The organism is Tenacibaculum todarodis (assembly GCF_001889045.1).
GTDB classification, from domain to species: domain Bacteria; phylum Bacteroidota; class Bacteroidia; order Flavobacteriales; family Flavobacteriaceae; genus Polaribacter; species Polaribacter todarodis.
In genome coordinates, this window is record NZ_CP018155.1 from 462452 (window position 1) to 476958 (window position 14507).

A 14507-nucleotide genomic window follows, 5' to 3' on the forward strand; every position below is an offset into this window, starting at 1 on the left:
AAAACCAATACAAAACTTTATATAAGATGCGTAATTTTTTAAAACTATCACTGTTACTACTATTCATATCAGTAGAAGGGTTTTCACAACAAGATCCACAGTATACACAGTATATGTATAATACAATGAGCGTGAATCCTGCCTATGCAGGATCTCGCGGTCATACCACAATAACCGCTTTGGGAAGAACTCAATGGGTTGGTTTTGATGGAGCACCAGATACTCAAACATTAAGTTATGATACACCTTTAGGATTTTCTGGAGTTGGATTAGGAATCAACTTAGTGAATGATAAATTAGGTCCTTCACATGAGACTTATTTAGATGCTAATGTTTCTTATACAATTAGAACTGGTGAGGATGGAAACTTAGCTTTAGGATTAAAACTAGGAGGACGTTTATTAAATGTAGATTGGAGTAGAGGAACCTTTCAGAGTCCAGAACCAAGGTTTAATACCAATATAAACAACAAGTTTTTACCAACATTAGGAGCAGGAGTTTATTTTCATAAACCAAAATGGTATGTAGGTTTAGCAGTACCAAACTTTATAAGAACAGATCATTACGATGATAATATAGAAAGTATAGCTGTAGAGCGTTTACACTTCTTTTTAATAACAGGTTATGTTTTTGATTTAAGTGATGATATTAAGTTTAAACCAGCTGCATTATTAAAAGGAGTACAAGGAGCACCATTATCATTAGACATTTCAGCTAACTTCTTGTTTAATGAAAAGTTTAGAGCAGGATTAGCTTGGAGATGGGACGATTCTATAAGTGCATTATTAGGTTTTCAAGTAAGCGATGGATTAAACATTGGTTATGCTTATGACTTAACAACATCAAACTACAGTAATTATAACTCAGGAACTCATGAAGTAATGTTACGTTATGAGATATTTAGAGAAGGACCAGTTAAATCACCAAGATTCTTTTAACCCTTATTTTATGAAAACAAAACTATTATATATATTAATGTTAGCTTTTGCTGTTCAATGTTTTGGACAACGTAAATATGCTGCTGATCAATATTTTAAAGAATACGCTTATACTAAGTCTGCAGATTTATATAAAGAAATCTTTATGAAAGGAGATAGTTCTAAACTTGTTTTAGAGCGTTTAGGAGACTCTTATTATTATAATACTCAAGCTTTAGAATCTGAGTTATGGTATAGTAAGTTAATTAACAATTATGGATCTGAAGTTTTACCAGAATATTATTTCCGTTATGCGCAGGCATTAAAAAGTAATGGAAATTATGAAAAGTCTGATGAAATTATGAAAAAATTTCGCAGCCTTAAATCTGATGATACAAGAAGTGAAGATTTAGCATCAACTCCAGATTATGTGTCTGCATATAGTGATAATGATAAAGAGTTAATTAATATACATAATGTATCTATTAATACGCAGTATTCAGATTTTGGTGGTTTTATAGATAATGAAGAATTTTACTTTGCTTCTTCATCACCAAAAGCGTCTTCAAGAAATAGGTTATATAAATGGAATAGTCAGCCTTTTTTAGATCTATATAAAGCGGATATTCAAGTTCAAAAATTTGAAGATGCAACTGATGAAAGTATTTTAGAATTATCTGATAAAGATTTATTGAATAGTAACATTAATACGCGTTACCATGAAGCTAATGCAATCTTTACTAAAGATTCTCAAACAATGTATTTCACCAGAGATAATTATGATGGAAGACGTCGTGGAAAAGATAAAAACCGTGAAACTCATTTAAAATTATATAAATCAACGTTAAAAAATGGAAAATGGTCAAATGTAGAAGAACTACCTTTTAATAGTAAGGATTATTCTATTGGTCATCCAGCATTAAGTGTAGATGAAAAAACATTATATTTTGTTTCTGATATGCCAGGTGGAATAGGAGCAACTGATATTTATAGTGTTTCTGTTGATGGAGAAAACTACGGAGTACCTACAAACTTAGGAAAAGAAATTAATACAGAGGGTCGCGAAATGTTTCCTTTTATTAGTGAAGATAATGTTTTCTATTTTTCATCAGATGGACATTTAGGTTTAGGTGCGTTAGATATTTTTGAATCAAAAATTACTAATAATTCTTTTTCAAAAGTAAAAAACATTGAAGCACCATTTAATAGTAAAATGGATGATTTTGCTTTTATTGTAAACAAAGAAAAAAATAAAGGTTTTTTCTCTTCTAATAGAGAAGGAGGTAAAGGAGATGATGATATTTATAGTTTCATGATTTCACCTAAACCAATAAAACCTTGTATGCAAAGCCTTAACGGTATAGTTACTGAAACTATTACAGGTAATATATTACCATTTGCAACCGTAAAACTTATAGATACAGTAGGTAAAGTTATTGCAACTAAACAGTCTGATGCTCAAGGTGCTTATAGTTTTACAGAAATTCCTTGTGAATCTTCTTATACTGTACTAGGAGAAAAGAAAAATTACAAGTCTGATAGAAACTCTGTTACAGGAACAAAAGAAGATGGTAAGGTCTTAAAAGCTGATTTAAGTTTAGAAGCATTAATTATTGGAAATGAAATTGTAATTAACCCTATTTTCTTTGATTTTGATAAATTTAATATTAGAGACGAAGCTGCTTATGAATTAGAGAAAATTGTTTCAGTATTAGAGAATAATCCTAATATGGTTATTAAGATTGAATCTCATACAGATAGTAGAGCTACTAAAGCTTATAATAGAAGATTATCAACAAATAGAGCAAAATCTACTAGAGATTATATTGTTTCAAGAGGTATAAGTTCAGCTAGAATAGAAAGTGCTATTGGTTATGGTGAAAGTCAATTATTAAATGACTGTAATGATGCTAATATGGATAAATGTTCAGAAGCAGAGCATCAAAGAAACCGTAGGTCTAAGTTTATCATTGTTAGTGGAAATATAAATAATGTAAAAGTAAATGATCCTAATGCCGTTCCTTTAAAGAAAGTTGATCCAAAACCTGGAAGATATTAGAGTGAGAATAATTCCCTCCTCTATTCTTCACTTTTATAACTCCAACAGAAATGTTGGAGTTTTTTTATTAATTTATTAAAGAGAAAAGCCTGATAAAAATAACATTTATTTTTATCAGGCTTTTTTAATTTGACTATATTAAAATTTTCTACTGCACGCTAATAAAGTGTTTTTAAGTAACATTGCAATGGTCATTGGTCCAACACCTCCCGGAACTGGTGTAATAAAGGCAGCTTTTTTAGAAACACCTTCAAAGTCTACATCTCCAACTAATCTAAAACCACTTTTTTTATTAGAGTCTGCTACACGTGTTATTCCTACATCAATTACAGTTACATTATCTTTTACCATATCTGCTTTTAAAAACTCTGGAATACCTAGAGCAGCGACAATAATATCAGCTGTTTTTGTGATTTCAGCTAAATTTTTAGTTCTACTATGACAAAGTGTAACTGTTGCATTACCAACTTTACGCTTTTGAGATAACAAAATACTCATTGGACTTCCAACAATATGACTTCTCCCTAATACAACTACATTTTTACCCGATGTTTCTACATTATAACGATCTAATAATTCTAAAATACCAGAAGGAGTAGCTGAGATGAAAGTAGGTAAGTTTAGTGCCATTTTTCCAACATTGGTTGGATGAAATCCATCAACATCTTTATCTGGATCAACTGCCATTAAAATTTTCTGTTCATCTATATGTTTAGGCAATGGTAACTGAACTATAAACCCATCAACATCTTTATCAATATTTAAAATGTTTATTTCATTTAACAAATCATCTTCAGTAGTATTTTCAGGCAATCTTATTAAAGTAGATTCAAATCCAACTCTTTCACAAGCTTTTACTTTTGCATTTACATAGGTTAAGCTTGCTCCATCATTACCAACTATAACAGCTGCAAGATGTGGTGTTTTTTGCTCTCTTCTTTTTAATTCAGAAACTTCTAAAGCAATCTCTTCTTTAATATCTGCTGAAGTTTTTTTACCGTCTAATAATGTCATTTTTAATATTGTTATGTTGTGTTTATAAAACAAAAAAGAAGCCGTAGCTTCTCTTTTTTTATTTCATTCCTTGCATCATTTGCATCATTTTCTTTCCGCCGCCGCCTTGCATCATTTTCATCATTTTACTCATTTGAGTAAACTGTTTCATTAATTGATTAACTTCTTGTACACTAGTACCAGAACCTTTTGCAATTCTCTTTTTTCTACTTGCATTTATTGTTGTTGGTTCGCTTCTTTCTTTTGGAGTCATTGAATGAATGATTGCTTCAATACCTTTAAATGCATCATCATCTATATCTACATCTTTCATAGCTTTTCCTGCTCCAGGAATCATACCAACAAGATCTTTCATAGATCCCATTTTTTTAATTTGCTGAATTTGTTTTAAGAAATCATCAAAACCAAACTGATTTTTAGCAATTTTCTTTTGAAGTTTTCTAGCTTCTTCTTCATCAAATTGATCTTGGGCACGTTCTACAAGAGAAATTACATCTCCCATTCCCAAAATTCTTTCTGCCATACGATCTGGATGAAAAACATCAATTGCTTCCATTTTTTCTCCAGTACCAATAAATTTTATTGGCTTATCTACTACAGATTTAATAGTTAATGCTGCTCCACCACGAGTATCACCATCTAACTTTGTAAGTACAACTCCGTCAAAATTTAATAAATCGTTAAATGCTTTTGCAGTATTAACAGCATCTTGACCCGTCATAGAATCTACAACAAATAAAGTTTCTTGCGGATTTACAGCTTTATGAATATTAGAAATCTCAGTCATTAAAGCTTCATCTACAGCTAAACGACCTGCGGTATCTATAATTACTACATTTTTACTATTCGCTTTTGCATGTGCAATTGCATTTTTAGAAATTTCTACTGGATCATTGTTACCAACTTCAGCATAAACATCTACACCAATTTGTTCTCCAACAACTTGTAATTGGTTTATTGCGGCTGGTCTGTATACATCACAACCAACTAATAAAACTTGTTTTGCTTTTTTAGTTTTTAAATAGTTTGCTAATTTTCCTGAAAAAGTTGTTTTACCAGAACCTTGTAAACCAGACATTAATATGACAGTTGGCGAACCACCTAAATTAATACCAACAGTGTCTCCACCCATTAACAGCGTAAGTTCGTCTTTTACCAACTTTACCATTAATTGACCTGGGTTTAATGTTGTTAATACATCTTGACCTAAGGCTTGTGTTTGTACTTTTTTAGTAAATTCTTTAGCAATTTTAAAGTTAACATCGGCATCTAAAAGTGCTCTACGAACTTCTTTTAAAGTTTCTGCAACGTTTACTTCTGTAATTTTACCATGCCCTTTAAGGGTGTGTAAGGCTTTATCTAACTTTTCGCTTAAATTATTAAACATAAAATTTGTGTTCTTTTTTGGAAACACAAATATACTACTTAGTACTAAGTTTTAAGAATGTAAGGTGTAGTTTTTTGTTAATCTTCTTTAGAAATTAGGCTTATAATAAAGTTAATAAGATGGATAAATACTGAAATTACGAATAAAAGTAGACTACAGAATAAAATTATATTAATGATATCGGCTTCATTTTCAGTTTTTACATTATCTATTTTAAGTATGTAAATAACAAATAAAATTAAAGATAAAGTCTGAAACAGTATATGAATAATAGTTAACCATTTTTTAGATCTTTTCTTAGCCCAATTTAAAGCGAAGTAATTTAAACCCATTAAACTGAAAAAAACAGCCATAATAAGAAATGTATTCCAATAATTTATAGAAAAATCTCCACCATAATAGGCAATTTTTAAAGAATTGTTTTTAAAAATGAACCCTAAAATAATACTGACTGGAATTAATCCGAAGAAAAAAAAATGAGGTTTTTCTGCTATTTTTTTCATCTATTTAGATGAATGTTTTTCTTCTAAAATGGTAGTATGATGTTCAGTATGGTAAGCCGTCCACATTATAATTTCTCGCAATGGCATTTTACCCATTAATGGATGCGGAAGTATTAATGTATCTAAGTTTTTATCTTTTAGTTTTAGAGTTTTGTATTGTAGTTTTTTATTCTGAATTTCTAATGTAGAAAGTAATTGCTTGTATTTTTTTTCTGATGGAGTTTTAACATTAATATTAAATGCTCTTGCTTTTTCTTGATTTACAATTAACTTATCTTGATATTTTTTTACAACTTCATTATAAGTTCTAACTTCTCTGTTTGAAGTTCCAAATTTTGATTTCAATATAAATGAAGGAAAACTTAATGCATTGTTTAGTTTTTGAATTGAGTTAACTAGGTGTTCAATATGTTGCCCAGTTGTCCATTTTCCTTCAGGACCTTTTTCAAAAGTATCTTCGGGTTGTTCTTTTAACCAATCAAAAAGTTGTTGGTGTTTATCTTCTAATAAATTTACAATAGATTCTTTATTCATATAAATGAGTCTTGGAAATCTAAAGATAGCTAAATTTAATTAAGGTTTTTTTACTACTTCGGAATAAAATTAAGTGCAGCACCATTTATACAATGACGTTTTCCTGTAGTTTTTTGCGGGCCATCATCAAAAGAATGACCTAAATGACCACCACAAGTATTACATTTTAATTCGGTTCTTGCATAGCCCAATTTATAATCTACATCTAATGCAACGTTTCCTTTAATTGCTCTATCAAAAGAAGGCCATCCAGAACCCGAATCAAATTTATTTTTAGATGAATATAAAGGAGTATTACATGCAGCACAATTATAAGTTCCGTTTGTGTAATTCTTATCCAAAGAACTAGAAAAAGCTCTTTCTGTACCAGCTTCCCTCAATACATAATATTGCATCTTGGTAAGTGATTCTTTCCATTCAGCATCAGTTTTTGTAATTTGATACTTAGATTTTTCATCAGATTTATTTTGTCCTTTTAGGGTACAGTTTAAAAATAAACTAAGTGTAATTAATAGGATACTATTTCTCATAAGTTGTTTTTAATAATAAAATTTACGGCTCGATTCATTGTTTCTTTATTACGTAAAATTTTGGTGTGCCCAAGGCCATTTGTAATAAGTAAAGAACCCTTCTTTAAATTCTGACGAATATTATGCGCACAACTTACAGGAACGTCTCCATCTTTACTATCGTGAATAACCAAAGTTGGAATTTCTACTTTTTTAGCAGCGTAGTTAGCTGAATAATTATCTAAATTTATTTGTAACTTTTTATTAAAATAATTAGTCATTTTTTTAGCAATAACAGGTTTCAATCCTAGATTAGCTATAAAACGTTTTGTAATATTAGAAATTATATCTGCCGCGCCAATAGTTACTAAAGATTTAAAAATTGCTTTTTCTGCTTGTGTGTTAAGTATTGCCATTCCTCCAAAGGAATGACCAACAGCTGCTTCAAAAGGACCAAACTCATCATTAATTTTTTTAATTGTTTCTACGTATTCAATCATATTGGTTGTTTTTCCTGTAGATTTTCCATGAGCAGGAGCGTCAAAAGAAATAACCATATAACCTTTTTCTAATAATTTATCAGCAACCATAAAAAGTTGTGTACTTCTACCAGCCCAACCATGTGCTAATAAAACTTTCTTTTTAGAATACCCGTAAGATAAAACATGAATTTTTCTATCAATAGCATCCACAAAAAGTTTTTTCTTTTGTGCACTTTTTGCCATCGCAATTTCTCGCTTAGGCGTTGCGTGTTTAATAGGAGTAATTAATAATTTTATAGCAAGCCAAGTTGTTAACTTTAAAGATATAAACTGAATAGATTTACCTGTCACTTTAACAAACTTCGGAATTTCTAGACTAGGTTTTAAGGTATTTGTATTTTCTAAAATACTCATTAATAAAATTTTTTAGGTAAAAATAGAATTTGTAACTTTATAAATCGAATTTTATGAGTGACTTTTTTTTAAAAAGAGGTCATAATAATATAGATATTCTAACAATTTTAAATCAAAATAAATGAAAAAATTAATAGCCTTAGCATTTATCTCAATCTTATTTATTGAATGTAGTACGGTACCAATTACTGGAAGAAAACGTATAAACTTTGTAAGTGATGCTGAAATATTACCTTCTAGTTTTGCTCAATATGCAGGATTTTTAGAAGAAAATAAATTGTCTACTGATGCAGCAATGACTAATGAAATAAAAACTGTTGGAAGAAATATTTCTGCAGCCGTAGACAGGTTTATGAGAGCAAATGGTATGCAATCAGAAGCAGATTCTTATCGTTGGGAATTTAACTTAATTGAAGATAAAACCGTAAATGCTTGGTGTATGCCAGGAGGAAAAGTAGTTTTTTATACAGGAATATTACCAATTTGTGATAATACAAATGGTGTTGCTGCTGTTATGGGCCATGAAGTAGCACATGCTTTTGCCAAACATGGTCAAGAGCGTATGTCGTCATCTCAGATTCAACAATTAGGTGGTATGGCTGTAGCTATTGGAACTAATGGAAATAAAAAATCTGAAATGTGGAATATGATTTACGGAGTAGGTTCTCAACTTGGAATGTTAGCTTTTAGTAGAACACATGAAACTGAAGCAGATAGATTAGGTTTGGTTTTTATGATAATGGCAGGTTATGATGGACCAGAAGCTGCTGAAGTTTGGGTTCGTATGAGTCAAAGAGCTAGTTCTGGTCAAGCACCACCAGAATTTATGAGTACACACCCTTCTAATGAATCAAGAATTAAAGACTTAAGAGCTTATTTACCAACAGCAAGATCATATGCAGCAAAGTTTAACAAACAAGGTACAGCTGCTAATTCAACTTCAACAAAGAAGTAAGAAAAATAGAATTACTATATTGCAAACCATTCTTAACTTAGTTAAGAATGGTTTTTTTATGTGTAAATTGTTGTAAAGTAGTAAATTAACATAAGTGTATGTTTAAAATAGGTGATAAAAAATTAATTAATGGTTGGGCTTTTTACGATTGGGCTAACTCTGTGTATTCTTTAGTTATTAGTACAGCTGTTTTTCCGTTGTATTATACAGCTATTACTGAAGGAGAAAAAGTTTGGTTTTTTGGAATAGAGTGGGAGCATCCAGACAGTTTATATAGTTATGCACTGTCATTTTCATTTTTAATTGTTGCTCTTATTTCTCCTATTTTATCTGGTATTGCAGATTATACAGGTAGCAAGAAAAAATTTATGAAATTTTTCTGTTGGATGGGCGGTTTATCGGTAATGAGTTTATATTTTTTCGATGGAATAGATACTGTTTGGGTTGGTATAATTTTTACCATATTAGCAAGTATAGGTTTTTGGGCAAGTTTAGTTTTTTACAATGCTTATTTACCCGAAGTAGCACTTCCAGAGCAACAAGATAGAGCAAGTGCAAAAGGTTTTATATATGGATATACTGGTTCTATAATTTTATTGATTATCAATTTAATATTAATACAGATGCCAGATACTTTTGGAATAACAGCTGGTATGGCTTCAAGAATTTCCTTTGTTATGGTAGGTCTTTGGTGGATTGGTTTTGCCCAAATTACTTTTAAACGTTTACCTGACGATATTTACAACAAACAACCAGACAATGATTATATTTGGAAAGGTTTTCATGAATTAAAAGTGGTTGCAAAAGAAGCAATGAATTATCCTACTTTAAAAAAGTTCTTAATTTCATTTTTCTTATTAAGTATTGGAGTACAAACTATAATTTTAATGGCAGCAATCTTTGGCTCATCAGAATTAGGTTTGCCAGCTATGAATTTAATTATTACAATTCTATTAGTGCAAATTGTTGCTATTGCTGGAGCATTTATTTTCTCAAGATTTTCAGAAAAATGGGGAAATATAACAGCTTTAAAAGTTACCATTGCAACTTGGATGTTGGTTTGCTTTGCAGCTTTTATGTTAGATAAAAACCAAGAAAATGTAGAAATGTATTTTTATGGTTTAGGTGTATTATTAGGTTTAGTACAAGGAGCAATACAATCTTTAACACGTTCTACCTATTCTAAATTACTGCCAGAAACGGAAGATCATGCAACTTATTTTAGTTTTTATGATGTAACTGAAAAGATAGCAATTGTATTAGGTACTTTTGTTTATGGATTTTTATACTCACTAACTAATTCTATGCAATGGTCTGTATTGTGTATGGCAATTTTCTTTTTAGCATCGTTTATAATTTTAAGTACAATGAAGAAAACTAAGTATGTAGAGTAAGATTATAAAAAGATAAAGCATAAAAAAACTCGCAACCATCGTTGCGAGTTTTTTTATAAATCAAGTTTCTGAAAATTTAAAAATCCAGAAATCTAATAATCTAAATTATTTAACATCCATTAATTCAACATCAAAAATAAGTGTTGCATTTGGAGGTATAACACCACCAGCTCCAGTTGCTCCATAAGCTAAATTAGAAGGGATTACAAAACGAGCCTTATCGCCAACTTGTAATAACTGAATTCCTTCATCCCAACCAGAAATTACTTGACCAACACCAACATTAAAATCTAGTGGTTGCTTACGTTTGTAAGAAGAATCAAAAACAGTTCCGTCTAATAATTGCCCTTTATAATGTACAGAAACACCAGCGCCTTTTGTAGCTTGTTTTCCTTCACCTTTTTGTAAAATTTGGTAACGTAAACCACTTTTAGTTTCATTATAACCGGCAGCAACAGAATCTAACAACTCTTTTTGTTTAGCTTTTTCTTCAGCTTCACGTTTTTCACGAGATCCTTCAAAAGTTCTAAACGCTTCAACAGCATTAAACGCTTCAGCTTCTGCACCAACTTTAATAATTTCTACAGACATATCATCTCCTTGTCCAATAGCATCAACAACATCTTGCCCTTCAACTACAGAACCAAAAACCGTATGCTTATTGTCTAACCATGGAGTAGGAACGTGGGTAATGTAAAACTGACTTCCGTTTGTTGCTGGTCCAGAATTAGCCATTGCTAATTTTCCAGGAGCATCGTGTTTTAAATCTGGGTGAAATTCATCATCAAATTTATAACCAGGATTTCCAGTTCCTGTTCCTTGTGGGCAACCACCTTGAATCATAAAATCTGGAATTACTCTATGAAATTTTAATCCGTTATAATATGGAGTTCCTTGGTCTTTTACTGAGTTTTCTAAGTTCCCTTCAGCCAAAGCCACAAAGTTACCAACCGTTCCAGGAGTTTTTTCTTCTTCTAATTTTACTAAAATATCACCTTTAGATGTGATGAATTTTGCGTAGATTCCGTTATTCATTGTTCTTTTATTTACTATTTAAAATTGTATTTATTTGGGCGCTCGAGCGGGCTTTCCGTTATATCTTTTACTCATTCTTCGTAAAAGGATGCCACTTCAATCCCTAGCGCAAATTTAGTTCTTTACTTTTAAAGTTGATAGGTTAAAACTTAAACCAACACTTAACATATTAGAATTCACATTACCAAATGGCGAATAATACTTACCACCAGAAGCTAAAATTGAAATCCTATTATTTACATCATAACTTAAACCAATTGCAGGTTTAACAATTATACCTTCATCTGTATCTACACCTGCGCCGCCACCAGCTCCAGCCATAAATTCAGCAAAAGCACGCATTTTAGCATCTAAAAATCTAGGACTGTAAACTCCTAAACCAACCATTCCGTGTGCATAACCACCAGAACGACCACTGTAAGCAAAACTAGCTTCACCAGTTACATACAGCCATTTATTAAAATCGAAACTTCCTTTTAAAGCTATCAATTGTAAATCTATTGCAGTAGCGTTAAAAACATCATCTGTTTTGGCAACACCAAAATAACTCTGATTTTGAATTTCTAAACGTATTCCTCGTGTAGAAAAAGTAGTTTCTTCTTTAGAGTTTGTACCTCCATTTAAACCATAATATTTTATTCCGCCACCTAAAGTATATGCTTCTAAATCTCCAGCAATGGCTCTATAATAACCACCGTGAGCGCTAAATGCTAAGTTTTTACTTAGTTTTAAATCAAATCCAGCTGATGGATAAATCATTAATCCACCTTCTGGAGCAACACGTCCACCAGCAGCACCAATTGCTAATTTTCCAAAAACATTTAGTCTTTCAGATTGATACGGATGATAACCAGCACCTAAAAATAAATCCATGAAACCAGCACGTAAACCTTTGTAAATGGCATCTGTATGTGCAAAAATAAAAGTGTTATCACTTACATATTTTTGATATTCAAAGCCTAAGACATACAATGTTTCTGTTAAAGGATCTCCGTTATCTTTTTTAGAATTTCCTCTTGGAAAAAAGAAATCGAAACGTACTTGTTGTGCGTTTTTAACAGCAGGTTTACTCCAGAAGTTATCCGAAGAAAGGTTTTTTGCTATAAAAGTTTGTTGTGCTTTGTCATAATCGGTAAAGCGTAAAACACTTGGTATTTCAACAAAAAAGGAAACCGAATTACTTTTTATTTCTCCAGAATAAAAATTTAGATGACTGTATTGTATCCCGAAGGAGTAATTGTTTTTCTTATACTGTAAACCAATATTCGGATTTATAAAAGCGCCGTCATTTATTAAATATCTATAGCCTCCGCCACCACCAAAATGGAAGTTTGCATCAAAATATAAGTTTTTATACAATTGTTTATGTACACCTAATTCTGCTCCCAATGTAAATAAACCACCTTGATCTCCAGTAACTGCGGCATGAAATGCAACGCCACCATATAACCAATCATTAAAAGGAATTTGATAATGCAAACCCATTAAACCCATAGTTCCATCTAAATCTGGAAATTTATCGGTAGGCATTTCAACCGGAATAAAGTTTATACGTACTTTATTGTTAAGTTCTGTTCCTTTTAAAGTTGACAAATCTTGCCCAAAAGAGAAAAAAGAAAAGAGAACAAAGAGAAGAGAGGTAATAAAATACTTCTTTCTTGTTTTTAGCTTCTTCTTTCTTATCTCTTCTATTTGCCTACTCAAATTCACTTGTAAAATGTAGTTTTACCGTTGGATATTTACTTTGTGTCATTTGAATAGTAAAAGCAGAATCAGCTAAAAAGACCAACTTACCTTCTTTGTCTTTTGCTAAATAACGCTGTTTAACACGCTTAAATTCTTTAAATTCTTCGTTTTTAGGGTCTTCTGGTTGTACCCAACAAGCTTTGTGAACAGAAATGTTTTCATAGGTACATTTTGCACCATATTCATGTTCTAATCTATATTGTATAACTTCGTATTGAAGTGCTCCAACAGTACCAACAATTTTTCTACCATTCATATCCATGGTAAATAATTGTGCAACACCTTCATCCATTAATTGGTCTAAACCTTTATACAATTGTTTAGCTTTCATTGGATCTGCGTTGTTTACATAACGGAAATGCTCTGGAGAAAAACTTGGAATTCCTTTAAAGTTTAATTGTTCTCCTTCTGTTAACGTATCACCAATTTTAAAGTTTCCAGTATCGTGTAAACCAACAATATCACCAGGAAATGATTCGTCTACAATTTCTTTCTTTTCAGCAAAAAAGGCATTTGGACTAGAAAATTTCACTTTTTTACCATTTCTAACATGTAAATATGGAGCGTTTCTTTTAAAAGTTCCAGATACAATTTTTACAAATGCTAATCTGTCTCTATGTTTAGGATCCATATTTGCATGAATCTTAAAAACAAATCCTGTTAGTTTTTCTTCTTTAGAATCTACTAAACGCTCTTCTGCTTTTTTAGGTTGTGGTGTTGGTGCAATTTCAATAAATGCATCCAATAACTCCTTTACACCAAAATTATTTAAAGCAGAACCAAAAAATACAGGTTGTAAATCTCCAGCTAAATATTCCTCTTGATTAAAATCAGGATAAACTTCTTCAATTAATTCTATTTCTTCTCGTAAAGTATTTGCAGCTGTTTCACCTACAATTTTATCTAATTCTGGGTTAGAAAGATCGTTAAATTCAATTCCTTCAGATATAGTTTGTTTGTTTTCAGCAGAAAAAAGATTTAGTTTCTTTTCCCAAATATTATAAATTCCTTTAAAGTCGTAACCCATTCCAATAGGGAAACTCATTGGTGTAACTGTTAAACCTAATTTTTGTTCAACTTCATCTAATAAATCAAAGGCATCTTTTCCTTCTCTATCTAATTTATTGATAAAAACGAGCATTGGTATTTTACGCATTCTACAAACTTCCACCAATTTTTCGGTTTGTGGTTCAACACCTTTTGCAACATCAATAACAACAATAACACTATCTACAGCGGTTAAAGTTCTAAATGTGTCTTCAGCAAAATCCTTGTGACCTGGAGTATCTAGAATATTTATTTTTTTGTCTTTGTAAATAAAAGCTAATACCGAAGTAGCTACAGAAATTCCACGCTGACGCTCAATTTCCATAAAATCGGAAGTAGCTCCTTTTTTAATCTTATTGTTTTTTACGGCTCCTGCTTCCTGTATGGCACCACCAAAAAGTAATAATTTTTCTGTTAAGGTAGTTTTACCTGCATCTGGGTGAGAGATAATTCCGAAAGTTCTTCGTTTTTGTATTTCTTGTAAAAAAGACATGTATAAAAATTAGTGTGC

General features: G+C 31.1%; 13 protein-coding genes. 4 read left to right on the forward strand and 9 right to left on the reverse strand.

Annotation, left to right across the window (positions count from 1 at the left end; translation table 11 throughout):
* The first annotated feature begins 26 nt into the window (after positions 1-26).
* Complete coding sequence (locus LPB136_RS02055; RefSeq protein WP_072554544.1) at positions 27-938, forward strand: PorP/SprF family type IX secretion system membrane protein; 912 nt, start codon at positions 27-29, stop codon at positions 936-938.
* A 10-nt stretch (positions 939-948) separates the two neighbouring features.
* Complete coding sequence (locus LPB136_RS02060; RefSeq protein ID WP_162272273.1) at positions 949-2976, forward strand: OmpA family protein; 2028 nt, start codon at positions 949-951, stop codon at positions 2974-2976.
* A gap of 138 nt (positions 2977-3114) precedes the next feature.
* On the opposite strand, the gene folD is transcribed toward LPB136_RS02060, so the two are convergent.
* The 6 genes from folD to LPB136_RS02090 form a co-directional block, all read right to left on the reverse strand.
* Positions 3115-3990, reverse strand: a complete 876-nt coding sequence (gene folD / locus LPB136_RS02065) for a bifunctional methylenetetrahydrofolate dehydrogenase/methenyltetrahydrofolate cyclohydrolase FolD (protein ID WP_072554546.1) — start codon at positions 3988-3990, stop codon at positions 3115-3117.
* A gap of 58 nt (positions 3991-4048) precedes the next feature.
* On the reverse strand, positions 4049-5377 hold the full coding sequence (gene ffh, locus LPB136_RS02070) for a signal recognition particle protein (protein ID WP_072554547.1): 1329 nt from the start codon (positions 5375-5377) through the stop codon (positions 4049-4051).
* A 77-nt stretch (positions 5378-5454) separates the two neighbouring features.
* The gene (locus tag LPB136_RS02075; protein ID WP_072554548.1) at positions 5455-5880 is read right to left on the reverse strand and encodes a hypothetical protein; all 426 of its coding nucleotides are present in this window, start codon (positions 5878-5880) and stop codon (positions 5455-5457) included.
* Positions 5881-6414 (reverse strand): DinB family protein, encoded by a 534-nt coding sequence (locus LPB136_RS02080; RefSeq protein WP_072554549.1) that lies wholly within the window; start codon positions 6412-6414, stop codon positions 5881-5883.
* Positions 6415-6467: 53 nt separating this feature from the next.
* Positions 6468-6944 (reverse strand): peptide-methionine (R)-S-oxide reductase MsrB, encoded by a 477-nt coding sequence (gene msrB / locus LPB136_RS02085; protein WP_072554550.1) that lies wholly within the window; start codon positions 6942-6944, stop codon positions 6468-6470.
* Positions 6941-7819 carry an alpha/beta fold hydrolase gene (locus tag LPB136_RS02090; protein WP_072554551.1) on the reverse strand — a complete coding sequence of 293 codons (879 nt, stop codon included), beginning with the start codon at positions 7817-7819 and terminating at the stop codon, positions 6941-6943. Before LPB136_RS02090 ends, msrB begins: the two co-directional genes overlap by 4 nt.
* A gap of 121 nt (positions 7820-7940) precedes the next feature.
* Here LPB136_RS02090 and LPB136_RS02095 point away from each other — a divergent pair, with 121 nt between their 5' ends.
* Together LPB136_RS02095 and LPB136_RS02100 are read left to right on the forward strand one after the other, a co-directional pair.
* Positions 7941-8774 (forward strand): M48 family metallopeptidase, encoded by an 834-nt coding sequence (locus tag LPB136_RS02095; RefSeq protein WP_072554552.1) that lies wholly within the window; start codon positions 7941-7943, stop codon positions 8772-8774.
* Between the two features lie 98 nt (positions 8775-8872).
* Positions 8873-10168, forward strand: a complete 1296-nt coding sequence (locus tag LPB136_RS02100; RefSeq protein ID WP_072554553.1) for an MFS transporter — start codon at positions 8873-8875, stop codon at positions 10166-10168.
* 105 nt (positions 10169-10273) lie between these two features.
* Here LPB136_RS02100 and LPB136_RS02105 read toward each other — a convergent pair whose 3' ends face one another.
* The 3 genes from LPB136_RS02105 to LPB136_RS02115 form a co-directional block, all read right to left on the reverse strand.
* A complete protein-coding gene (locus tag LPB136_RS02105; protein ID WP_072554554.1) occupies positions 10274-11203 on the reverse strand; it encodes a peptidylprolyl isomerase in 930 nt (309 codons plus the stop codon).
* Between the two features lie 114 nt (positions 11204-11317).
* Positions 11318-12913, reverse strand: coding sequence for a hypothetical protein (locus LPB136_RS02110; protein ID WP_158009585.1), 1596 nt, complete (start codon positions 12911-12913; stop codon positions 11318-11320).
* Positions 12900-14489 (reverse strand): peptide chain release factor 3, encoded by a 1590-nt coding sequence (locus tag LPB136_RS02115; protein ID WP_072554555.1) that lies wholly within the window; start codon positions 14487-14489, stop codon positions 12900-12902. Before LPB136_RS02115 ends, LPB136_RS02110 begins: the two co-directional genes overlap by 14 nt.
* Positions 14490-14507: the final 18 nt, after the last annotated feature.

Excerpts from the sequence above, each read along its gene's own strand:
- LPB136_RS02055 (WP_072554544.1), top strand. The coding sequence starts at position 27 with ATGCGTAATTTTTTAAAACTATCACTGTTACTACTATTCATATCAGTA.
- LPB136_RS02060 (WP_162272273.1), top strand. The coding sequence starts at position 949 with ATGAAAACAAAACTATTATATATATTAATGTTAGCTTTTGCTGTTCAA.
- folD (WP_072554546.1), bottom strand. The coding sequence starts at position 3,990 with ATGACATTATTAGACGGTAAAAAAACTTCAGCAGATATTAAAGAAGAG.
- ffh (WP_072554547.1), bottom strand. The coding sequence starts at position 5,377 with ATGTTTAATAATTTAAGCGAAAAGTTAGATAAAGCCTTACACACCCTT.
- LPB136_RS02075 (WP_072554548.1), bottom strand. The coding sequence starts at position 5,880 with ATGAAAAAAATAGCAGAAAAACCTCATTTTTTTTTCTTCGGATTAATT.
- LPB136_RS02080 (WP_072554549.1), bottom strand. The coding sequence starts at position 6,414 with ATGAATAAAGAATCTATTGTAAATTTATTAGAAGATAAACACCAACAA.
- msrB (WP_072554550.1), bottom strand. The coding sequence starts at position 6,944 with ATGAGAAATAGTATCCTATTAATTACACTTAGTTTATTTTTAAACTGT.
- LPB136_RS02090 (WP_072554551.1), bottom strand. The coding sequence starts at position 7,819 with ATGAGTATTTTAGAAAATACAAATACCTTAAAACCTAGTCTAGAAATT.
- LPB136_RS02095 (WP_072554552.1), top strand. The coding sequence starts at position 7,941 with ATGAAAAAATTAATAGCCTTAGCATTTATCTCAATCTTATTTATTGAA.
- LPB136_RS02100 (WP_072554553.1), top strand. The coding sequence starts at position 8,873 with ATGTTTAAAATAGGTGATAAAAAATTAATTAATGGTTGGGCTTTTTAC.
- LPB136_RS02105 (WP_072554554.1), bottom strand. The coding sequence starts at position 11,203 with ATGAATAACGGAATCTACGCAAAATTCATCACATCTAAAGGTGATATT.
- LPB136_RS02115 (WP_072554555.1), bottom strand. The coding sequence starts at position 14,489 with ATGTCTTTTTTACAAGAAATACAAAAACGAAGAACTTTCGGAATTATC.